Below are 22,163 nucleotides of genomic sequence, written 5' to 3'. Positions count from 1 at the left end.
CGATTATCGTGCAAGAAAAATATATAGACGAAACAAAACAAGGAGAGGCTTTTGCAATTGCAGAGAGACCTGAAAACTCTAAGAAATTATTCTTGGAGAGTTATGGTTGTCAGATGAACTTTTCTGATTCTGAGATTGTTGCATCTATTCTTAATGAACAGGGGTACAATACAACAATGAAGGTGGAAGAAGCCGACCTTATTCTTCTTAACACATGCTCAATTCGTGAAAAAGCCGAACAGACGGTAAGGATGCGCCTTGCTCAGTTCAAAAATCTTAAAAAAGAAAGACCAAGCATGACGGTTGGTGTTCTCGGATGTATGGCTGAAAGATTGAAAACTAAATTTTTAGAAGAAGAACAATTAGTTGATCTTGTTGTTGGTCCGGACGCGTATAGAGATTTACCAAATCTGTTAAAGGAAACTGAAGACGGAAGAGATGCGATCAATGTAATTCTTTCAAAAGAAGAAACTTACGCAGACATTAATCCTGTTCGTCTGGGTGGAAACGGTGTTACGGCTTTTGTTACCATTACAAGAGGCTGTGATAATATGTGTACGTTCTGTGTGGTTCCGTTTACAAGAGGGAGAGAAAGAAGCCGTGACCCACATTCGATTCTTGATGAATGTAAAGATCTTTGGAATAAAGGATATAAAGAAATTACGCTTTTAGGACAAAATGTTGACTCTTATCTTTGGTATGGGGGAGGTCCTAAAAAAGATTTTGCTAAAGCATCTGAAATGCAGAAAGCAACAGCTGTTAATTTTGCTCAATTACTTGATTTGGTGGCGAAAGCTATTCCTGAAATGAGAATACGATTCTCAACATCTAATCCTCAGGATATGAGTTTGGATGTTTTCAAAATGATGGCGAAGCATGATAATATCTGTAAATATGTTCATCTTCCGGTTCAGAGTGGAAGCAATAGAATGCTAGAAGCAATGAACAGGCAGCATACGCGTGAAGAATATTTAGATTTAATAAAAAAAGCAAAAGAAATTGTTCCCGACATTTCTTTTTCTCAAGATATGATCATTGGCTTCTGTAACGAAACTGAAGAAGATCACCAGGATACATTGAGTTTAATGAGAGAAGTAGAATATGACTACGGTTATATGTTTGCATATTCGGAAAGACCCGGGACTCCGGCTCATAAGAAAATGGAAGACAATATTCCTGCTGATGTGAAGCAGAGACGTCTGGCAGAGGTGATTGCTTTACAGGGCGAACTTTCAAGAAAGAGAATGGCTGGTTACGTTGGAAGAGTTCATCAGATTCTAATTGAAGGAACCTCCAAAAAAAATAAAAATCAATGGAAGGGAAGAAATTCTCAAAATGCTGTTTGTGTTTTTGATATGTCTGAAGGGCAAAAAATTGGTGACATTGTGGACGTTTTTGTTTATGACAACACACAGGGCACGCTTTTAGGGAGAGTTGCTGAGTAACAATCAACTTACAATTACAATAACAGAATAAATAAATTATTATCAATACTAACCTATAAAAAGACAATGGAAAAATTTCAGAAATATTGCCTTAGTGTTTTATTGGTAATTATTTATAGCAATATCTCGGCACAAATACCTAATGATGCCATTGAGCATAACGATTGTAAAAAGATTTGTGAAATATACAGTCAATTCTTCTGCCATAATTCACAAGCTTTTTTTATACCTAAGAAAACATCATATCAGACATTCAGTCAAAAAGGAAAAGCTGTAGATATTGTTAATAAATTTCTTCCTGAAATACAGCAAAATGCAGGCTTTAACAAGAATGATTTTGAAATAGCTTATCACGAAGGTGAAAAGCATAATATAAGCCGGATAAATTTCGAAAAACAGAAAAACTATAGTTTTTTTGAAAGCACATATTTAAAAAATAAAGTTTCAAAGATTAGAAACAAAGATTATTTAGATCTAAAGATTTAATACTAGATGTGATGGGTAAATATTCATCAATTTATTAAATTAATTTACATCAAACTGATAAACTGTAAATTAAATTAAGTCAATAATCTAAAAATTTACATATGAGCAACGAATTACAAAATATAAAAAACCGCTTCGGAATAATTGGAAATTTTCCAGCCCTCAACCGGGCCTTAGAAAAATCAATTCAAGTGGCACCAACAGATATTTCCGTTTTAGTAATAGGGGAAAGTGGTGTTGGTAAAGAATTTATTCCAAAAATCATTCATTCAGAATCAAAAAGAAAGCATCAGCCTTACATTGTGGTCAACTGTGGAGCAATTCCCGAAGGTACTATTGATTCCGAACTGTTTGGGCACGAAAAAGGGGCATTTACAGGAGCTACAGCAACCAGAAAAGGATATTTTGAAGTTGCTGACGGCGGCACAATCTTCCTGGATGAAGTTGGTGAATTGCCTTTGCAGACACAGGTTCGTTTATTGAGAGTGTTGGAAAGCGGTGAATTCATGAAAGTGGGATCTTCTCAGGTTCAAAAAACAAACGTAAGAATTGTTGCGGCTACCAATGTGAATATGATGAAAGCAATTCATGATGGAAGATTCCGTGAAGATTTATTTTATCGATTAAATACCGTGCAAATAGATATGCCGCCTTTGAGAGATAGAAAAGGCGATATTCATTTGTTATTCAGGAAGTTTGCGATAGATTTTGCCGAAAAATACAGAATGCCGGAATTGGAGTTGGAACCGGGCGCAGTTCATTATATTGAAAATTATACATTTCCGGGGAATGTTCGTCAGCTGAGAAACCTGGTTGAGCAAATGACGGTTGTCGAAAGAGAACGTCATGTTACCGTTGAAAAATTGGCAGAATATATCCCGATGGAAACTCATTTGCCAATGGTGGTAAACACTCCGAATGGGCAAAAGCAAAGCGATTTTGGCAGCGAAAGAGAAATTATGTATAAAATTCTCTTCGATATGCGAAACGATATAAATGATTTAAAATCCTTAACTTCGGAATTAATTAAGAACCGGGGAACTAATGATCTGAGCAATCAGGAGAAAACGTTGATTAACAGGATTTACACTCCTGAAAGTCAGCAGGCTGCACCTTCGAGTTCTTTATTGTATTTTGAGAATAATAATAATCCTGTCGTTCAGAACCCAACTATTATTTCCAGTCCGGAGAATAGTTATGAAGACTTTGAAGATATTGAAATTGAAGATGATAAACCAGAATCTTTGTCTCTTCAAAATAATGAAAAAGATTTGATTATCAAAGCATTGGAGAAACATAGAGGAAGGAGGAATAAAGCTGCGGATGAATTGGGGATTTCGCAAAGAACACTATACAGGAAGATAAAACAATATAACCTGGAAGAATAACTAACTTAATATTAAAAAATGATGAGAATCAGTGCAAAACCAGTCAATTTTAAATTTAATGACTATCTGAATAACGGATATGAGTTTTTGAAAAATAATTTCGGAAACGTATTATTAGCCGTTATTTTTTGCTTCATTATGGCGATTATCCCTTTCTGTGCTGCTCTTGGTATCGGGAATTTATATAAATATTTCAGAAAGCTGAGAAAAGATAAAAGTGCAGCTCCGGGAGAGATTTTTAATTTTGATGATTTTTCACCATATTTTATTTTACAATTAATTATTATTGGAGGAGTATTGGTGCTTTATATTCCTTTGTTTATTATAATTTTTGCAACACAGCAAAATGGCGAAGGTCCTTCAGGTTTTGGAGCTGCAATTATGTTTCCTTATATCGCAATCATGTATATTGTAATATTTGCTGTAGTGTTAAAAGGATTTTATATACCAGCACTTATCTCTCTTGGAGGGGTGAAAGATATTAAAACAGCCTGGAAGATGTCTACAGCAATGACTAAAGGCAATTTGTTGTCAATCTTTCTGTATGTGATTGTAGTAGGTTTCCTTTCACAATTGGGTATCCTTGCTTGTGGTATCGGTCTTTTATTGACATTGCCATATTCATATACAGCAAATTATTTTGCTTTTGAAGATGCAATGCAACAGATTGAGCATGACGAAATACAAGAAATCGGATTAAAAAATGAATATTAGATTAAAAGAAATTAAAATAAAACAGCCAAAATTCACATGGCTTCTGATTATCTGTTTAGGATTTTTACAATCTTGTTACAGTTTTACGGGTTCGTCTCTGACGGATGAAAAAACGGTCCAGATTAATGAATTTCCTAATAATGCGGCGTTGGTAAATCCTTCTTTAGCACAACAGTTCTCGACAGATATTCAAAACCGGTTTTTACAGAGGACAACTTTAAAAGGAACAAAAGAAAACCCCGATATTCTAATTGAAGGTGAAATTACAGATTATTCTATTTCACCTACGACTATCAGCTCAAATACAACAAGTAACAATGTTGGTGGGGTTGTTCAGGAATCTCAGAATAAATTGACGATTACTGTGAAAGTGCATTATGAAAATAAAATACACGCAGATTCGAGTTTTGACAGAACGTATTCTGATGAAGCAGTTTTCAACAGCACTTTGTCTCAGTCTGATATAGAGGCCTCGCAGGTGAAAATTGTAACGGATAGAATTATAAACAAGATATTTAACGATATTGTAGCGAATTGGTAAGATGAATTCCAGAGTTTTAGAATTATTAAAGGACCCGAAACACATTCAGTCAGAAGATTTACATCTTTTGAAAGAGGAGATTAATTCTTTTCCTTATATTCAGAATATCAGAGCTTTGCATCTGTATGGTATACATTTGTTTGATAGAGAAAATTACCAGAAGGAGCTTTCTACTACAGCAGCTTATACTACCGATAAAAAGATTCTGTATCAATTAATTAACGGGAAAATTCAGCAGAGACCAAAGCAGGAAGTCATTGAAGAGAAAGAAGTCATTGAGCCTAAAACTGAGCAGAAAAAAACATTTGAAGCAAAAAATGCTTTCAATTATATTTATCAGAAAAGTAGTTTCCCGTTAAAAAGAGAGGAAAAACAAGATGAAGTGATTGACAGCATCGTAATTCCGGGTAACGAAATTAAAAAACCTGTTGAAGTTCAGAAAGAATCTGATGCTGTGATTCACGAGACTTTAAAAGAGAATAAATATGAAGAAGCTTCCTGTCTTTTACAGACAAATCCACAGCCTGAAATAAAGCATGTTTACATAAACGGTGAAAGGAACAGGATTTTGTTTGAAGGTGAAGAAAATTTTCTTGAGGATAAAAATGCTGAAACTATTGATTTAGAGTCTACATTAGAATCCGGAACTATAGTTACCCAGAAACCTGCCAATCAGGAAACAGTACAGCTTGCTGTTGATGAAAATAATATGCAATCTATGATTGAGGAAGATAAGGAAGAAATAGCTGTGTTTACTCCTGAAACAATGATTGATGAAGATAAAATATCATCACATGCAGAAAAAGAGAAGGTTGAAGATCGCTCAGAACTAAGTTTCCATGAAACAGAACCTTTATTGCCGGAAATTACCGTTGATTCAAATGAAGCTGAGGAATTTGAAAACGTTTCGAACGGAACTGAAGATCAAAAGGCTGAAGAAATAGCTGAATTTACTCCTGAAACGATCATTAATGAAGATAAAATAGATTCCGAAACTGAAAAAGAAATAATTGATAAAGGCTCAGAATTAAGTTTCCACGGAACAGAATCTTTTCTTCCTGATGTTAAAATTCAATCAAATAGTATTGAAGAAGGGAAATCTGAGGCTCCTTTGTCAAATATCAACAAACATGAAGATGAAATGCGTCGCCTGATTCAAGATGTTGAAAGAAAAATGAAGGAAAGCAAAAATATCATTCCTGCGCGTAAAAAAGAAGAGACAGAACACGATATGAGCCACGATATCAGCTTCGCAGAAACCCAAAGTTTTGAGGTAAAACCCGAAGAAAAGGAAGTTGAATTGCCAGATAATAATAAGACAGCACGTGAAATTGTTGAAGAGCGAAAAGAGGAGATTCAGGAAACGTCTGTTGAAGTTGAGTCTGATGTAAAATCTGCATGGAAGCCAATGAGTTTTGAATCACATATTCCGGATTCTTTACTTAATAAAAAGACAGAAACTTCTCAGTCTACAGTAGAAACACCGGTAATTGAGACTTCACAAGTTGAAACTGCCCAAAAAGAGAAAGAGATTTTACCGGAAATAGAAGAAATTACGGAATTGGCTGAGGGCCAATCGGAAGTATTTAGTTCTGAAAATGTCGGTTTGAAAATTGATGACGAAGCTCCGAAAACTGTAATGTCAAATAAAGAAGACGTTCCCGTAATGAATGTATCCTTCTTTGGGTCTGATATTTCAAGCTGGAAACCTAAAGAATTTGTGAAAGAAGATCTGGAATCTGAGCCTGAAGAGGAAATTCAGGATATCCCTGCTGCAGAAGCTCTAATACCAAGAAATCTTGACAGCAATATCCCGGGATTTATTAATACCTGGCAAAACTGGCTGAAGATTGACAGGGCTGATGAGACGGAAAAAGAAAAAGTTGAAATTAAAACTAAAGCGATTGAGACTTTTATTGAAAATAATCCGAGAATTAGTCAACTGAAAGATGAAAGTTCATTTGTCGTTAAAGAAAGAACAGATGATATCTCTCATTTAATGACAGAAACCCTGGCTAATCTGTATATCGAACAAAAACTGTATACAAAAGCAAATAAAGCTTTCGAAATATTGATAAAAAAACATCCTGAAAAGAAACAATATTTTGAAGCTAAACTTCAGGAAATAAAAGATATTCGAAATAAGAATTAAAAAAATCCCAGCTTTAAAACTGGGATTTTTTTATATGCTATTATTTAAAGGTTCTTTTTTTGTTCTAAACTTTCGCCATGCTTTTCGTCCCAGAACAAAGACTGTAATTACTAATATAAGGGTGAAAATTGCAGCTAATACAGGTAAAACCATTGCCAGCACAGCCATGATTCCTGCTCCGGCTGTTTCTGTGGTTCCTACTACGGAGTTGCCCAAGCCGCCCGTTGTAGCCGTAGAAGCAGCTCGAATCCCTGCAAAACCGGAGCTTATAGTCGCTGCGGTTCCTCCACCGGCAATCAGCGCTAAAGCCCATTGTGGAAACGTTCCTAAATCTGTAAACTGGCTCGCAAACAGAACAGAACCTGCAACCGTAGCCAATGGAACGGAAACGGTATCCAGCAAATGGTCAACAAAAGGGATATAATAAGCTAAGATTTCAGCTATTGTCGCAATACCTGTAGTAATAAGTATGGGAAGGCCAGAAAGCCATTCAAACTGTTCGTTCACCGGGATCCATCCCATATATGAAGCCATACTTACCACAAACAGAGGAAGGAAGACTCTAAAGCCTGTTGCGGCAGCCAAACCGATGCCGATAAATGCACTCAGGACATAAGATAGATAGGGAACATTGTCTAACATTTTAATTTTCAGATTTGTTTCCCTTAAAGTTACAAAAAGTATGCTAAGATTTAGACTAAATTTTTAACCTTAGAACGATAAAGCATTCCTAAAGAATGAGGTAGATTTATTTGTAACATAAAAATTAAGATTTTTTTTGGGACTGGCAAAGCTTGATAAACTGTGCTTCTACATCCTGAAATTTTTGAGGGAGTTCAGGAGATGTCCAAAAAAGCATAGCGACTGTTTGCTCACCAAAAGCTTCTTTAAACTTATCTTTATTTAAGCGGTAACATTCTCTCAGAAGTCTTTTTATGCGATTTCTCTGAACTGCCTTTTTAAAATATCTTTTAGAAACAGAAACAGTAAATTTTGTGGTTTCTACTGGTGTTGCCGGCTTGTTTTTAAGGATAATTATTCTCAAATTCCCATAAGTTCTCCATTTGCCTTTTTCAAAAAGCAAGGAAATTTCGGTTTTTTGTTTGAGTTTTTCGGTTCTGGGATATTTGAAATTTGTCATTTACGGAATGTAAATATATAAGTTTTTATTTTGGGTCATGCAGACTTCACAAAATTTTCAGATAAAAATAGATATAATCATCTGTTTAATCTGCGGGGCAAAACATATTAGTCTTTTTTCACTAAATAATTAATCACTTCAGCCGCGGCATACAGCCCGAAAATTGCAGGGATATAGCTTATTGTTCCGTAAAATGATCTTTTATAATTCGTTCCGTCGGTCATTTTCAGGCTTTCTTCATTTTGAAGTTCATTAGAGAAAACGCATCTGATTCCTTTATTTATTTTCTCTTTTTTAAGCCTTTTTCTTACCTGTTTTGCCAGGAAACAGTTTTGAGATTTGCTGATATCCCTTACCATTACTTTACTTGGATCAGATTTTCCGCCTGCTCCCATTGAGCTTACAATTTTTATTTTTTTTCTTTTTGCTGTAACTAATAGCTTTAGTTTTGGTGTCACACTGTCGATACAATCAAGGATATAATCAAATTTTCCTTCATCCAGAATTTCTTCCATTCTTTCCGGGTTTAGAAACTCATTGATTTTGATTAAGTTAAGTTTAGGATTAATGTCTAGAAGTCTCCCGGCAACCACTTCCACTTTGTGCGTTCCTACAGTTGAATGTAAAGCAGGTAACTGCCTGTTAATGTTTGTGATATCAACAGTGTCACCGTCTACAATTGTCATATTTCCAACGCCGGCTCTTGCCAGAAATTCGGCAGCAAAAGAACCAACTCCTCCTAAACCTACAACGAGAACGGTCGCTTTGTTTAGCTTTTCTAATCCTTCTTCTTTAATTAAAAGTTCCGTTCTCTCCAGCCAGTATTTATCCATTTTTTATTGTCTCTAAGTTTTCTAAAAGTTGTTTGTTTAAATTCTCCAGAGAAATTTCCTTTATTTCCGACACTTTTTGATAGAGCTCTTCGATGCTAAAATCGTCATTATCAGTTTCTAAAAACATTTTGTCTAAAGGAATAATTCTCAAAGTATTCTGCAAAGATAAATTATACAAAAGCGGTTTTCCAAAACTCAAATAAAATTTATTTTTAAGTAAATCTTCTGCAATGTTTTGTTTTTTATTAAAACCATGAATAATCATGGGCTGTTCCGCATATTTTTTGAAAGAAATCACTTCGTAAAATTTTCTTACACAATGGATAATGATAGGCTTTTTTACTTCGTTGGCAATTTTAATTTGTCTTAAAAAAACACCTTCCTGAATTTTTTGATCAATAGAAACAAAAGAATCTAAGCCGCATTCCCCTATGGCAAAACAGTTTTCCAAAATGTTGGATTGAAGCCATTTCAATTGATTTTCAATAGCATTATATTTAATATCTTTTGGATGAATACCTATAGAATAAGGGATGGGCGGCGGAATATTTTCAATCTCCACATTGTAAATTCCATTACTGATATATTTCTTATGATGATGAAAATCAAAAAACTCCATGATTCAAAAATACTATTATTTAGAGTTAATTTAAAATTATTAAACGAACGTTTATTTTTATGTTAAAAATTTCTTAACTTTACTCAAACTACAATTTATGAAGAAAAAATTTACAGAGAAGCAAATCCATATATTAGATATTGCAGAAGAGCTTATCGCCAAAAAAGGATATGAGGGAACGTCGGTGAGAGATATTTGTTCAAAGGCAAATATTAATGTAGCAATGATTTCATATTACTTTGGATCAAAAGAAAAAATGATGTCTTATCTCTATCAGTACAGAGTACTGAAAACCAGGGAAAATTTTTCTGAATTTGCAGATACTATAAAAGATGGTAAACCTGAAATGCAGATGAAAGAAATCATTAAATATATTGTGTCTCAGTTATTTAAATATAATTATTTCCACGGTTTTGTGACCCAGGAACTCCGTCATACCGAAAATCTGAAGGATGAATTGCTTGATTTTTATCAGTTATTTGTAAAAAAACTGGATGATGTTATTAAAAAAGGAGTTACATCAGGAGTTTTTACATTTACACCCAAACCGGAAGATATTCTCACAATGATTATTGGTTCTACGCTGTTTGTGATTCGGAATAAAAATTTCTACGAACTGTATGTTCCCAGTAAAAATGAAGAAACTTACGTGAAAGAGGCTGAGAAAAAAGTGAGAATGAATCTTTTACTTAGTGTTTTTGCAATTTTAGGATACGCTGCAGACTAAAATTACGTTAAATATTCATAAAAAAAAATCTATTGACAAAAAAGTTATATTTTTGCAAATTAATAGATCGGTTGTATAATCCGAAAACTGTTGAATTTTTTATATGAAAAAATATATTTTAGGTCTTTTTGCTGTAGCAGTGGTTTCATCATGTATTAGCCAGCAAGACAAAGCAATGAAGAGCGCAGATAAAGCTTTTATCTTAAAAGCGGCGAATGAAAATTTTGCTAAGAAGAAATGGAAAAACGCTCTAGCTCTTTATGACAGGCTTACCAACCTTGTTGCAGGGACAGATGATTTCCCGAATGTTGCTTTTAATACTGCGTATGCAAACTATTATGACAAAAGCTATAAATTGGCGGGGCATCAGTTTAAAAATTTTGCGATAAATTTTCCAAAAGATCCAAGGGCGGAAGAGGCTGCTTACCTGTCTGCTTTGTGCTACTATGAAGGATCAATGGATTATAACCTGGATCAAACCAGCACAGAATTGGCAATTAATGAGTTGCAGGATTTTCTAAATAATTATCCAAATTCTGAAAGGGTTAAAAATATCAATACAATGATTGATGAATTGTCTTACAAACTTGAGTTTAAAGCTTATGAAAATGCAAGGCAATATTTCAACATGGGAGATTATAAGGCGGCGAATACAGCTTTAGAAAATGTTCTGGAAGATTTCCCAAGTACAAAACTTCGCCCAAAAATTTATGATTACATCATGAAGTCTCGTTATGAGCTTGCTGTAAAATCAGTCTATGATCTTAAAGATGAACGTATTGAAAGTGCTTTGGCTTTTACAAGACAAGTAGAAAAAGATCTTCCTAATACTGAATATTCTAAAACAGCTTTAGATTTAAGAGAAAAATTAGAAAGAGAAAAAAAGAACTTCGTTGTTGTAAAAAAACAAACTGAAGCAAGAATTGCAGCTTTGACTGTAAAGCAGAAAAAAGAGATGGATAAGCTTGCTGACAAGCAAAAAACAGAAGAGCAAATCAAAAATCAGGTAGATGCCGAGAAGAAAGCAATGCAGATTCAGAGGGATAGTGCAGCACTTCAGACACCCCCGCCGGCAGCGACTTTCAAAATTCAAAGATAATTCGTAAATTTGCGAACTATAAAATAAAATAATTTTCTCAAAATGAGTGTAAAAGATACAAAAGCAGAAGTAAATACTATCACTTACGATAAAGATAAGATTGAAGATAAAGTAGGTTCAATCTATGAAGCTATTGTTATCATGGGAAAGAGAGCAGAGCAAATCAATGCTGAAATTCGTACAGAATTGCACAATAAGCTTGATGAATTTGCCGTTCACAATTCTACATTGGAAGAGGTTTTCGAAAACAGAGAGCAAATTGAGATCTCTAAACATTATGAAAAACTTCCAAAGCCAACTTCTATTGCTATTGAAGAATGGCTAAACGGAGATGTTTACTTCAGAAAAACTGAAGACAGAAAATAACATCTAAGATGTTTTTTATAAATGAAGGTCATAAAGGAAATTGTTTCTTTTATGACCTTTATTGTTTATGAAAGCGGTTTCTGAGAAAAAATAAGTAATTTAGTGTTCTAAAATTAAAACTACATGAGCGTTTCCGGGAAAAAAATTCTCATAGCTGTTTCTGGAGGAATAGCCGCCTATAAAATTCATTTTCTGATAAGAGATTTTGTGAAAAAAGGAGCCGAGGTTCAGGTAATTATGACTCCGGATGCCGAGAATTTTGTAACTAAACTAAGTTTATCTACTTTGTCTAAAAAACCTGTGTATTCAGATTTTTATAGCGATAACGGAACTTGGAACAGTCATGTAGAATTAGCGCTTTGGGCTGATGTTATTATTGTAGCACCTTGTACTGCGAATACTTTGGCTAAAATGATGCACGGAATGTGTGATAATTTGGTAATTGCAACTTATATGTCCGCAAAATGTCCTGTATTTATTGCTCCTGCCATGGATTTGGATATGTACCAGCATCCTTCAACAAGACAGAATTTGGAAATGGCACAAGATTACGGACATTTCATCATTCCTGCTGAGAAGGGTGAGCTGGCGAGTGGGCTTATTGGGCAGGGAAGAATGGCAGAACCGGAAACTATTACTAAAACCATAGATGATTTTTTTAGTTTAAATAATAGAAAAACCCTTGAAGGAAAAACAGTTTTAATAACAGCCGGACCCACTTATGAAGCAATTGATCCTGTGAGATTTATAGGAAATCATTCGTCTGGGAAAATGGGTTTTTCTTTAGCTGAAGAAGCTTCAAAAAGAGGAGCAAAAGTTATTTTAATTTCAGGGCCCAGCTCTCAGGTTATTAATGATAAAAGTGTTGATTTACATAAAGTTACTTCTGCAAAAGAGATGCTTGAAAAAGTATTTGAATTTTATGAAAATGTAGATATTGCGATTGCAAGTGCAGCCGTTGCGGATTATGCTCCGAAAGAAGTTGCGAAAGAAAAAATCAAGAAAAATGATGATAGTCTGACGATTGAGCTGGTAAAAACCCCGGATATTCTAAGAACAATGGGAGAGAACAAAAATCACCAGTTTTTGGTAGGTTTTGCCTTGGAAACCCAAAATGAAGAGGAAAATGCAAAAGGAAAATTAGAAAAGAAAAATCTTGATATGATTGTCCTGAATTCTCTTCGAGATGAGGGCGCAGGCTTTAAAAATGACACTAATAAAATAAAAATATTCACCAAAACAGAGAAAAAGGAGTTTGATTTAAAATCTAAAGATGAGGTAGCAAAAGATATTCTCAATTTTATGGAAGCTCAACTTTTAAAATAATTTTAATAAATTTCCGTTCTCAATTTTTACTAAACAATGAAAAAAATTATAAGCTTATTTTTACTGCTTTTCATATATACGACAAGTTTTTCTCAGGAATTATTGGCGACAGTACAGGTAAACTCCCAACAATTGGGAGGAAGTAACCAATCTGCTTATAAAGCGTTGGAGAAAAGTCTTCGGGATTTTATCAACAATACAAGCTGGACAGGAAGAAAGCTTCAGAATTTTGAGAAAATTAAATCTAATTTTTCAATCATTATTGCTGAAAAAGATGGGAATAGATATAAAGGAAGTATTGTAATTCAGGCAGTACGCCCGGTTTATAATACAAATTATGAATCTCCGCTGATTAATCTTCAGGACGGAAGGTTTGGCTTTGAATATATTGAAAATGAAAATCTTATTTTCAACGAAAGACAGTTTTCAGGAAAAAACCTTATCGATGTGGTAAGTTTTTATATCTATCTGATTTTAGGATATGATGCCGACAGTTTCCAGTCGATGGGTGGAAATCAATGGTTTCAGAAAGCTCAGCAGATTGCTCAAAACGGGGAATCTCAGAATACTTATGAAGGCTGGAAACAAATCAATGAACCGAGAAACCGTTCACAGCTTATAAAAGAGATTATGAGCCCGAATATGGGCCAGTTGCGCACTACGTTTTATACTTATCACAGAGCCGGTTTAGATAATTTATTTAACCAGGATCAGTCCCCTGCTAAAAAAGTTATTTTTGATGCATTAATGCAGTTGAAAATATATGAGAATAATTTTACACAGAATTATTACTTTGACCTTTTCATGTCGAATAAAGCCGATGAAATTTTTAATATTTACAATTCTGGAAATAACGGAGGAATTATTATTGGCGATTTGAAACAGCTTATGATGATGTTTTCTCCAAAGAATACAGATTCTAAATGGAGTAAGTGGAAATAATAATTCTTAATTTCCGGTTATTGAATTCTGAATTCTAAAGTTCTATATTTGCAATACCTAAAGTAATTTGCTATTATCAATGCTGTCGAGAATCTTTATTAAAAATTTTGCTCTTATTGATACTCTGGAAGTATCACTACACAATGGTTTACAGGTAATCACCGGTGAAACAGGTGCGGGTAAATCTATTATTCTGGGCGCTTTGAGACTGATTCTGGGTGAAAGAGCAGATGTAAAATCTATTTCGAAGGCGGAAGAAAAAAGTATTGTAGAAACGGAGTTTTCTTTAAACAATCAATTCAAAAAATTTTTTATTGAGAATGATTTAGATTATGAACATCAAACAATCATTCGAAGGGAAATTTTACCTTCAGGCAAATCAAGGGCATTTATCAATGATGTTCCGGTGACCTTAGATATTTTGAAAGAGCTATCATCAAAACTTATCGACATACATTCTCAGTTTGAAACTTCTAATCTTTTTACTTCAGAATATCAGTTTAAAATAATTGACGGGCTTTCTGAAAATAAAAAACTGATTGAAGAATATCAATTTGAGTTTTCTGAATTTCAAAACTTAAAAAACCAGCTTAAAAAACTTCAGGTACAGCTTTCTGAAAGTAATAAAGAAAGTGATTACAAAAAATTTTTACTGAATGAATTGGAAGAATTGAGACTTGACGATGTAGATTATGAAGATTTGCAGAATCAGCTTTCCATTCAGGAGAATGCGGATGCAATTTCTGAAAATCTTGCACATATTCTGTTGAGGTTTCATCAGGAAGAAGTAGGCATTTTTTCTTTTTTTAATGAGGCGAAAAGCAAGCTTTCAAAAATTTCCGAGCTTTCAAGCAGTTTTTCCGAACTTGATGAAAGATTAGACCAGTCGTTTGTTGAGCTTAAAGATATTGTTTCTGAGCTTGAAAATGAAGCCGAAAAAATTGAGATAAATCCCGAAAACTTAGCTCTTTTATCTGAGCTTAATAATAAAATTAATGCTCTGTTGCTTAAACATAATGTTTCTGAAATCAATGAATTAAAAGAAATCAGGGATCGATTGGCAGGTGAGCAGCAAGGAGCTTCCGAGCTTGAATCTAACATTTCCGAAATTGAAGAAAATATTTCTAAAAAAGAAAAAAATCTTCAGATACTTTCAGATAAACTTTCAAAAAACAGAAAGAAAAGTGTTCCTGTTTTTGTGCAGAAAGCAGAAGGATTACTTAAAATGTTAGGCCTTGAAAAAGCAAGAGTTGATATTGAGCTTCAAAGTTCACAAGAGTTTAACGCTTTTGGAAAAGAAAACATTCAGCTTTTATTCCAGGCAAATTCCGGGTTTCCTTTAAAACCTATTCAGACCGCAATCTCCGGTGGTGAAAGATCAAGAGTAATGTTAGTGGTAAAGAAAATTATTGCGGAAAGTGATGAGCTTCCAACATTGATTTTAGATGAAATTGATACCGGTGTCTCGGGAAAAGTTGCCGAAGAAATCGGAAATTTGATGCGCGAAATGTCTCAGGATATGCAGCTAATTGTTATTTCCCATCTGGCACAGGTCGCTGCAAAAGGAACTCATAACTATAAAGTTGTAAAACAGGATATTAACGGTAAAACTCAGTCTACCATTGTTCCGCTGAGTGAAGAAGAAAAACTGAACGAGATTGCCCAATTGCTTTCAGGAAGTAAAATTACGGAAGCCGCATTGGCACAGGCAAAAGAATTAATTGGCTAATATTCTGTAACATATTTTATAATATATTTACTAATGTAAAAAAAGTAAATATGTTTATCCAGTTCCTAAGATTAGAAATCAAAAGTTTTTTTCGTGGTACTTCTGTAGGAGTGAATCTTGCAATGAAGATTCTCCGCTTTATTGGAATTCTTAATTTCATAGGATGTTTAGTGGGCGGTGCATTTGTGACTTTCTATTATTTGCAGGAAAAAACAAATTTAGATCCTTTCAAAATGGCTTCCCGGTTTTTAATTGTTGCTTGGGTTGTAGATTTAATTGTAAAATATCTTTGGCAGGAAATGCCTACTCAGAATATAAAGCCTTTTCTTACTTTAAATATTCCTAAAAATACGTTAGTCAATTATATGTTGGCAAAAACGTTTGTATCAGCTTTTAGTTGGCTGAATTCTTTCTTTTTTATTACGTTTTGTGGAATTGCATTATTCAAGGGATATGATGTTTTGAGTGTTGCAACATGGCTTATTGGTATCTCTTCTTTATTTTATCTAAATAATTTTATTAATATATTTTTTAATGATAAAGAAACTGCTGCCATAATTATCGCAGCAATTTTCGGAATTATTGGGGTATTAGGATATTACCATATTATTCCCGTTTTGGATTACTCAGAAACAATCTTTTACAGCTTTTACGGAGAACCTTGTTTAGCTGTAATTCCATTAGTTTTGTTCGTTGTTTTTTGGTGGTGCTGTTTCAGGTATATCCGTAAAGAATTTTATCTTGATCAGGGCCTTGAAGCAAAGAAAATATTTGGAAAAACAGAAAATATTGATTTCTTAAATAAATATGGAGTTCTAGGAACCTTCATCAATAATGATGTTAAAATGCTGAGACGCAATAAAGTTACAAAAGGCATTTTGCTGGGAAGTTTTCTATTTGTTTTTTACGGAATGCTGATGTTTACTTCTCCTATTTATAAAACTCCGGCAATGATGATGTTTATGGGTTTATTTGTAACAGGAGGTTTCCAGTTTTTGTTTGGGCAAAGAGTTCCTGCTTTTGACAGCTCTTACTATCCTTTGATGATGACGCTGAATGTTCCTTATAAAGAATATTTAAAAGCAAAATGGTGGCTGATGAATATTGTAACGGCAGTTTGTATGGTCGTGGCATTATTTTATGCTTATTTTGGTTGGGAAATGTATGTGACGTTTTTCGCAGCTGGTCTTTATAATATTGGTGTCAATTCTCAGTTTACGCTGTGGTCAGGAGCTTTCAATAAAACACAAATAGATTTAAATTCTAAAGAAAAAAGGATTGGGCAGAAGAATAGTTTTAATTTAAAGGCACTTTTACTTTTGGTCCCGAAGATGCTTTTACCGATGGGAGTTTTCGCTGTTTCAAAATATTTCTTCGGAATGGCTGGCGGTGTAGTGAGTATTGCGATTTTAGGTTTATTAGGATTTTTACTAAGAGAGAAAATTTTTGATATTATTGTAAAGCATTATAAAAGAGAAAAATATAAAACATTAGAAGCATTCAAAAATAAAGGCTAATATGATTACTATAAATAATTTATCTAAAACATACGGGACAGCAACAGTTCTCAATATCGGACATTTAGAAATCCCAAATGGTGAAACTTTCGGACTTGTGGGAAATAACGGAGCAGGAAAAACGACACTCTTTAGCTTGATGCTTGATTTGATTCAGGCTACAACAGGTTTTGTAAGTATTAACGGAATTAAAGTAAACGAATCTGAGGAATGGAAAAGCAAAGTTTCAGCTTTCGTAGATGATACTTTTTTGATAGGATATCTTACACCGGAAGAATATTTTTATTTCATAGGAGAGTTAAGAGGGCAGAATAAAGCTTCTGTAGATGAATTTTTAAGACCATTTTATGATCTTTTTAACGGGGAGATTTTGAACTCAGGAAAATATGTCCGGGATTTATCCAAAGGAAACCAGAAAAAGGTAGGAATTGTAGGAGCAATTATCGGAAATCCTGAAATTATTATCTTGGATGAGCCTTTTGCCAACCTTGATCCTTCCACTCAAATTAAATTGAAAAATTTGATTAAAGAATTGTCAAAACAAGAGGGTGTAACATTTCTGATTTCCAGTCATGATTTATCACATACAACCGAAGTCTGCAACAGAATTGTGGTGGTGAATAAAGGACAAATAGTAAAAGACATTCAGACAAATCCTGAAACACTGAAAGATCTGGAACAATATTTTGCAGAACAGGTTTCATCTCCTGTTTAATTTAAAATTACAATAATACATGAGTATAGAATCTCAAAACGTCACGGATTATCCAAACAACAATACCATTTTCATGGTTTGGAAACTGAACGATCATCCACAATTGAAAGATGCTTTTCAAAAGTTGAGTGCATTGATTTTAAATCTGAATAATACTGTTTTTAATAGGTTTCCGGACAGCAGGGCAAGCTGTGTTATGGGGATTGGTTACGAAGCCTGGAAAAAACTGGAACTTCCGACCCCTTTACCGAAAGAATTAGTTAATTATGAGGAGATCAGAGGTGAGAGACATGTTGCAGTTTCTACACCGGGAGATTTACATTTTCATTTACGGGCAGATAATAAGAGCCTAATTTTTGATATGGCAATTGAAATTTCAAAATTATTAAATCCTGTTGCTGAAAGTATTTTAGAAGTTCATGGATTCAAATATTGGGATGCCCGTTCAATTCTCGGTTTTGTAGACGGAACGGAAAACCCTCATGGTGAAGACAGGGATTTTTTTGCTAAAATTGGTGAGGAAGATTTGCAATATAAAGGGGGAAGCTATCTTTTTGTACAGAAATATCTGCATAACATGGATGCATGGAAAAGCCTTTCAACGGAACAGCAGGAAAGAGTAATAGGCCGGTCAAAAGAAAATGATATTGAAATGTCTGATGATATCAAACCGGCAAATTCTCACATTGCATTGGCTAATATTGAAGGTGAGAACGGGGAAGAGCTGAAAATCGTAAGGGATAATATGCCTTTCGGAAATCCTTCTACAAATGAATTTGGAACATATTTTATTGCTTATGCAAGTACCTTTACAACAGTGAAAAAGATGCTTACGAATATGTTTATAGGAAATCCGCCAGGAAACTATGATAAAATTCTGGATTTCAGTACAGCTTCTACAGGGACATTATTTTTTGTTCCTACACGAAATATGCTGGATGATTTCGCAGGATAATTGTAAGTTCGAAAAATAGAAATGGCCGGAAATCTTTTTATCAACGATTAGATTTTTACATTGGTTTTTAGGAATATATCTATGTTAAACACATTCCTTAATTACGTGGATTATATAATTTAGAAAAACTTTAATTCAAAATTTATTTAAGCTGAAAAGTATATTTCAGACTTTTATAAAAATAGAAAACTCCAAGAATAAATCCTTAGAGTTTTGTAAATATCTAACGGTTAAAAAAAATCTATTTCAAGCTTCCAACCATATCTTCCGGCTTTACCCATTCATCAAATTGTTCAGCCGTCAAAAGCCCTAAATTTACAGCTTCTTCTTTCAGAGTCGTTCCGTTTTTATGAGCTGTTTTAGCAATTTTCGCTGCATTTTCGTAACCGATATGTGTATTTAAGGCCGTTACCAGCATCAAAGATTTATCAACCAATTCTTTAATCCTTTCATGGTTGGGCTCAATTCCGACAGCACAATGATCGTTGAACGAAATACAAGCATCGGCAATCAGCTGGGCAGATTGTAAAAAATTATAAGCCATAACAGGTTTGAAAACATTCAGTTCATAATTTCCCTGAGTTCCCGCAAAAGAAATGGTTGTGTCATTTCCTAAAACCTGGGCACAAACCATTGTTAATGCTTCATTTTGAGTAGGGTTTACTTTTCCGGGCATGATTGAAGAGCCAGGCTCATTTTCAGGAATGTGAATTTCTCCTATCCCCGAACGTGGGCCGGAAGCCAGTAATCTTACATCTTGCGCGATTTTATATAATGAAACAGCCAATTGTTTTAAAGCTCCGTGAGATTCAACAATTGCGTCATGGGCAGCTAAAGCTTCGAATTTATTTTCAGCAGTTATAAAAGGGAGATTGGTGAATTTTGCAATGTATTCAGCAACTTTTACATCGTAACCTTGAGGTGTATTCAGCCCTGTTCCTACTGCAGTTCCTCCCAAGGCAAGCTCAGAAAGATGAGGCAGCGTGTTTTTTAAAGCTCTTAAGCCAAATTCCAATTGAGCAACGTACCCTGAAAATTCCTGCCCTAAAGTCAATGGTGTTGCATCCATTAAGTGTGTCCTTCCGATTTTAACGATATCTTTAAAAGCTGCAGATTTTTCGGCTAATGTATTTTTTAATTTTTCAACAGCAGGAATTGTTGTTTCAACAACTTTTTTATAAGCTGCAATGTGCATAGCTGTTGGATAAGTATCGTTTGAAGACTGAGATTTATTTACATCATCGTTCGGATGAATTTCTGACTTATCACCTAATGTTCCGCCATTGTTGATGTGCGCTCTGTTAGAAATCACCTCATTCACATTCATATTCGATTGCGTCCCTGAACCTGTTTGCCAGATTACCAAAGGGAACTGATCGTTTAGCTTTCCTTCTAATATTTCTTCGCAAACTTTTGCGATCATATCTCTTTTTTCAGCAGGAAGAACTCCCAAATCTGTATTGGCGAAGGCTGCCGCTTTTTTCAGATAAGCAAAAGCTTCGATAATTTCGTGTGGCATAGAACCTTCCGGGCCAATTTTGAAATTGTTTCTGGAACGTTCTGTCTGTGCTCCCCAAAATTTATCAGCAGGTACCTGTACCTCACCCATGGTGTCTTTTTCTATTCTGTAATTCATTGTGATTGAAATTTTTATAAAGTTACTCATAAACTGGAAATTTCGCAATTTATAATCGTTATAAATACGGTCGAATATTGCTGATTTTACTCATGTTTTTTTGTGTAAGGCGTATTTTTGCACCAAAGAAAAAGTAGAATGGAATTTAGATATCAGGATCCGTATCCGATTCAGAAAGATGATACGGTGTATAAGAAATTGACTTCAGATTATGTAAAGGTTGAGAAACTGGGAGAAAGAGAAATTTTAACAATCGATCCGAAAGGCCTTGAATTATTAGCTGAAGAAGCAATGGCAGATGTTTCTTTCATGCTTCGATCTTCACACTTAGAAAGTCTTAGACGAATTATTGATGATCCTGAAGCTACAGATAATGATAGGTTCGTTGCTTATAACTTATTGCAAAATGCTGCAGTAGCTGTAGAAGGAGCTTTACCTTCTTGCCAGGATACAGGGACTGCAATTGTGATGGGTAAAAAAGGGGAAAATGTTTATACAGGAGTTGAAGATGGAGAATATCTCAGCAGGGGAATCTACAATACCTACCAAAAAAGAAATTTAAGATATTCTCAGGTTGTACCTTTGACTATGTTTGACGAGAAAAATTCAGGTTCAAATCTCCCTGCGCAGATTGATATTTATGCTAAAAAAGGAGATTATTACGAATTTTTATTCTTAACGAAAGGAGGAGGTTCTGCAAATAAGACTTTCCTTTATCAGAAGACAAAATCTTTACTGAACGAAAAATCACTTGAAGCTTTTGTAAAAGAGAGGATCTCTGATTTGGGAACGGCAGCTTGCCCGCCTTATCATCTGGCATTGGTTATTGGCGGAACTTCAGCCGAAGCAAATTTAGCTGCGGTAAAAAAAGCATCAGCAAAATATTATGATAATCTGCCAACAGAAGGAAATGAAGCGGGGCAGGCATTCAGAGATTTGGAGTGGGAAGCAAAAGTTCAGAAAATCTGTCAGGAAAGTGCAATTGGTGCTCAGTTTGGCGGAAAATACCTGACTCATGATGTGAGAGTTATCAGACTTCCTCGTCATGCGGCTTCTTGCCCGGTGGGAATGGGAGTTTCTTGTTCCGCAGACAGAAATATCAGAGGAAAAATTACAAAAGAAGGTATTTTCCTTGAGCAATTGGAACAAGATCCGAAAAGATTTTTACCGGCAACTCCGCCACATTTAGAAGAAGCGGTTGAGATTGATTTAAATAAACCAATGCCCGAAATTTTGGCTGAGCTTTCAAAATATCCAATCAAAACAAGATTGAAATTAAACGGGACGTTAATTGTTGCAAGAGATATCGCTCACGCAAAGATCAAAGAATTGTTAGATAGCGGAAAACCAATGCCGGAATATTTTAAAAACCATCCGATTTATTATGCAGGCCCGGCAAAAACTCCGGAAGGAATGCCTTCAGGAAGTTTCGGACCTACAACCGCTGGAAGAATGGATGTGTATGTTGATGAGTTCCAAAGCCACGGAGGAAGTATGATCATGTTGGCAAAGGGAAATAGAACTAAAGATGTTACAGACGCTTGTTATAAATACGGAGGCTTCTATATAGGCTCCATTGGCGGCCCTGCCGCAATCCTTGCAAAAGACAATATTTTGTCGGTTGAGGTGGTGGATTTCCCGGAATTAGGGATGGAGGCCGTAAGAAAAATAGTGGTAAAGGATTTTCCTGCATTTATCATTACTGATGATAAAGGAAACGATTTCTTCGCAAATCTTGCTCACTAATTAGTTTAAAATCAAAATAAATTATAAAATAAGGCTTGTATCTTTTGTGTGAAAAAATAAAAAGCCTTATTTTTGCCTAAAATCTT

At 34.6% G+C, this 22,163-nt stretch carries 21 protein-coding genes; 16 read left to right on the top strand and 5 right to left on the bottom strand.

The annotated features are described in order from the left end of the window. Positions 1 to 8: 8 nt before the first annotated feature. The 6 genes from miaB (at position 9) to ACM39_RS00710 (ending at position 6,726) form a co-directional block, all read left to right on the top strand. Entirely contained in the window at positions 9 to 1,445 is a 1,437-nt protein-coding gene (gene miaB / locus ACM39_RS00735; protein WP_048509494.1) for a tRNA (N6-isopentenyl adenosine(37)-C2)-methylthiotransferase MiaB, read from the top strand. A 66-nt stretch (positions 1,446 to 1,511) separates the two neighbouring features. Next, positions 1,512 to 1,931, top strand: a complete 420-nt coding sequence (locus ACM39_RS00730) for a hypothetical protein (RefSeq protein WP_048509107.1) — start codon at positions 1,512 to 1,514, stop codon at positions 1,929 to 1,931. 101 nt (positions 1,932 to 2,032) lie between these two features. Next, positions 2,033 to 3,319 carry a sigma-54 interaction domain-containing protein gene (locus ACM39_RS00725; protein ID WP_048509106.1) on the top strand — a complete coding sequence of 429 codons (1,287 nt, stop codon included), beginning with the start codon at positions 2,033 to 2,035 and terminating at the stop codon, positions 3,317 to 3,319. An 18-nt stretch (positions 3,320 to 3,337) separates the two neighbouring features. Beyond that, entirely contained in the window at positions 3,338 to 4,033 is a 696-nt protein-coding gene (locus tag ACM39_RS00720) for a hypothetical protein (RefSeq protein WP_048509105.1), read from the top strand. Next, positions 4,023 to 4,574, top strand: coding sequence for an LptE family protein (locus ACM39_RS00715; protein WP_048509104.1), 552 nt, complete (start codon positions 4,023 to 4,025; stop codon positions 4,572 to 4,574). The genes ACM39_RS00720 and ACM39_RS00715 overlap by 11 nt, the downstream gene beginning before the upstream one ends. 1 nt (position 4,575) lies before the next feature. Continuing rightward, positions 4,576 to 6,726, top strand: a complete 2,151-nt coding sequence (locus ACM39_RS00710) for a hypothetical protein (RefSeq protein WP_048509103.1) — start codon at positions 4,576 to 4,578, stop codon at positions 6,724 to 6,726. Positions 6,727 to 6,756: 30 nt separating this feature from the next. Here ACM39_RS00710 and ACM39_RS00705 read toward each other — a convergent pair whose 3' ends face one another. The 4 genes from ACM39_RS00705 to ACM39_RS00690 all read right to left on the bottom strand — a co-directional run bounded on the left by ACM39_RS00705 (position 6,757) and on the right by ACM39_RS00690 (position 9,319). Then, positions 6,757 to 7,368, bottom strand: a complete 612-nt coding sequence (locus ACM39_RS00705; protein WP_048509102.1) for a DUF4126 domain-containing protein — start codon at positions 7,366 to 7,368, stop codon at positions 6,757 to 6,759. Positions 7,369 to 7,492: 124 nt separating this feature from the next. Further along, complete coding sequence (rnpA, locus tag ACM39_RS00700) at positions 7,493 to 7,867, bottom strand: ribonuclease P protein component (protein ID WP_048509101.1); 375 nt, start codon at positions 7,865 to 7,867, stop codon at positions 7,493 to 7,495. 107 nt (positions 7,868 to 7,974) lie between these two features. Then, on the bottom strand, positions 7,975 to 8,700 hold the full coding sequence (locus ACM39_RS00695; RefSeq protein ID WP_048509100.1) for a ThiF family adenylyltransferase: 726 nt from the start codon (positions 8,698 to 8,700) through the stop codon (positions 7,975 to 7,977). Continuing rightward, positions 8,693 to 9,319 carry a TatD family hydrolase gene (locus ACM39_RS00690; RefSeq protein WP_048509099.1) on the bottom strand — a complete coding sequence of 209 codons (627 nt, stop codon included), beginning with the start codon at positions 9,317 to 9,319 and terminating at the stop codon, positions 8,693 to 8,695. The genes ACM39_RS00695 and ACM39_RS00690 overlap by 8 nt, the downstream gene beginning before the upstream one ends. A gap of 97 nt (positions 9,320 to 9,416) precedes the next feature. Here ACM39_RS00690 and ACM39_RS00685 point away from each other — a divergent pair, with 97 nt between their 5' ends. From ACM39_RS00685 to ACM39_RS00645, 9 genes are all read left to right on the top strand, one after another. Next, positions 9,417 to 10,046, top strand: a complete 630-nt coding sequence (locus ACM39_RS00685; protein WP_048509098.1) for a TetR/AcrR family transcriptional regulator — start codon at positions 9,417 to 9,419, stop codon at positions 10,044 to 10,046. A 103-nt stretch (positions 10,047 to 10,149) separates the two neighbouring features. Continuing rightward, positions 10,150 to 11,145, top strand: coding sequence for an outer membrane protein assembly factor BamD (locus ACM39_RS00680; protein WP_048509097.1), 996 nt, complete (start codon positions 10,150 to 10,152; stop codon positions 11,143 to 11,145). A gap of 42 nt (positions 11,146 to 11,187) precedes the next feature. Then, entirely contained in the window at positions 11,188 to 11,511 is a 324-nt protein-coding gene (locus tag ACM39_RS00675; RefSeq protein ID WP_034709258.1) for a DNA-directed RNA polymerase subunit omega, read from the top strand. A 123-nt stretch (positions 11,512 to 11,634) separates the two neighbouring features. Further along, positions 11,635 to 12,837, top strand: coding sequence for a bifunctional phosphopantothenoylcysteine decarboxylase/phosphopantothenate--cysteine ligase CoaBC (gene coaBC, locus ACM39_RS00670; protein WP_048509096.1), 1,203 nt, complete (start codon positions 11,635 to 11,637; stop codon positions 12,835 to 12,837). A gap of 36 nt (positions 12,838 to 12,873) precedes the next feature. After that, a complete protein-coding gene (locus ACM39_RS00665; protein ID WP_048509095.1) occupies positions 12,874 to 13,779 on the top strand; it encodes a DUF4835 family protein in 906 nt (301 codons plus the stop codon). Between the two features lie 79 nt (positions 13,780 to 13,858). Continuing rightward, positions 13,859 to 15,508: a DNA repair protein RecN gene (locus ACM39_RS00660; RefSeq protein WP_048509094.1), complete on the top strand. Its 1,650-nt coding sequence runs from the start codon at positions 13,859 to 13,861 to the stop codon at positions 15,506 to 15,508. Between the two features lie 50 nt (positions 15,509 to 15,558). Continuing rightward, entirely contained in the window at positions 15,559 to 17,025 is a 1,467-nt protein-coding gene (locus ACM39_RS00655; protein WP_048509093.1) for a DUF5687 family protein, read from the top strand. A gap of 1 nt (position 17,026) precedes the next feature. Beyond that, on the top strand, positions 17,027 to 17,740 hold the full coding sequence (locus ACM39_RS00650) for an ABC transporter ATP-binding protein (protein ID WP_048509092.1): 714 nt from the start codon (positions 17,027 to 17,029) through the stop codon (positions 17,738 to 17,740). A gap of 19 nt (positions 17,741 to 17,759) precedes the next feature. Further along, positions 17,760 to 18,695 (top strand): Dyp-type peroxidase, encoded by a 936-nt coding sequence (locus ACM39_RS00645; protein ID WP_048509091.1) that lies wholly within the window; start codon positions 17,760 to 17,762, stop codon positions 18,693 to 18,695. A 241-nt stretch (positions 18,696 to 18,936) separates the two neighbouring features. Here ACM39_RS00645 and fumC read toward each other — a convergent pair whose 3' ends face one another. Continuing rightward, a complete protein-coding gene (gene fumC, locus ACM39_RS00640; protein WP_048509090.1) occupies positions 18,937 to 20,331 on the bottom strand; it encodes a class II fumarate hydratase in 1,395 nt (464 codons plus the stop codon). 138 nt (positions 20,332 to 20,469) lie between these two features. Here fumC and ACM39_RS00635 point away from each other — a divergent pair, with 138 nt between their 5' ends. Continuing rightward, complete coding sequence (locus ACM39_RS00635; RefSeq protein ID WP_048509089.1) at positions 20,470 to 22,077, top strand: fumarate hydratase; 1,608 nt, start codon at positions 20,470 to 20,472, stop codon at positions 22,075 to 22,077. Positions 22,078 to 22,163 lie beyond the last annotated feature (86 nt).

This window comes from Chryseobacterium sp. FH2, assembly GCF_001045455.1.
Taxonomy (GTDB): Bacteria; Bacteroidota; Bacteroidia; order Flavobacteriales; family Weeksellaceae; genus Chryseobacterium.
Note: the sequence above shows the minus strand (reverse complement) of the source record. Positions and strands in the feature narration are given on the sequence as shown.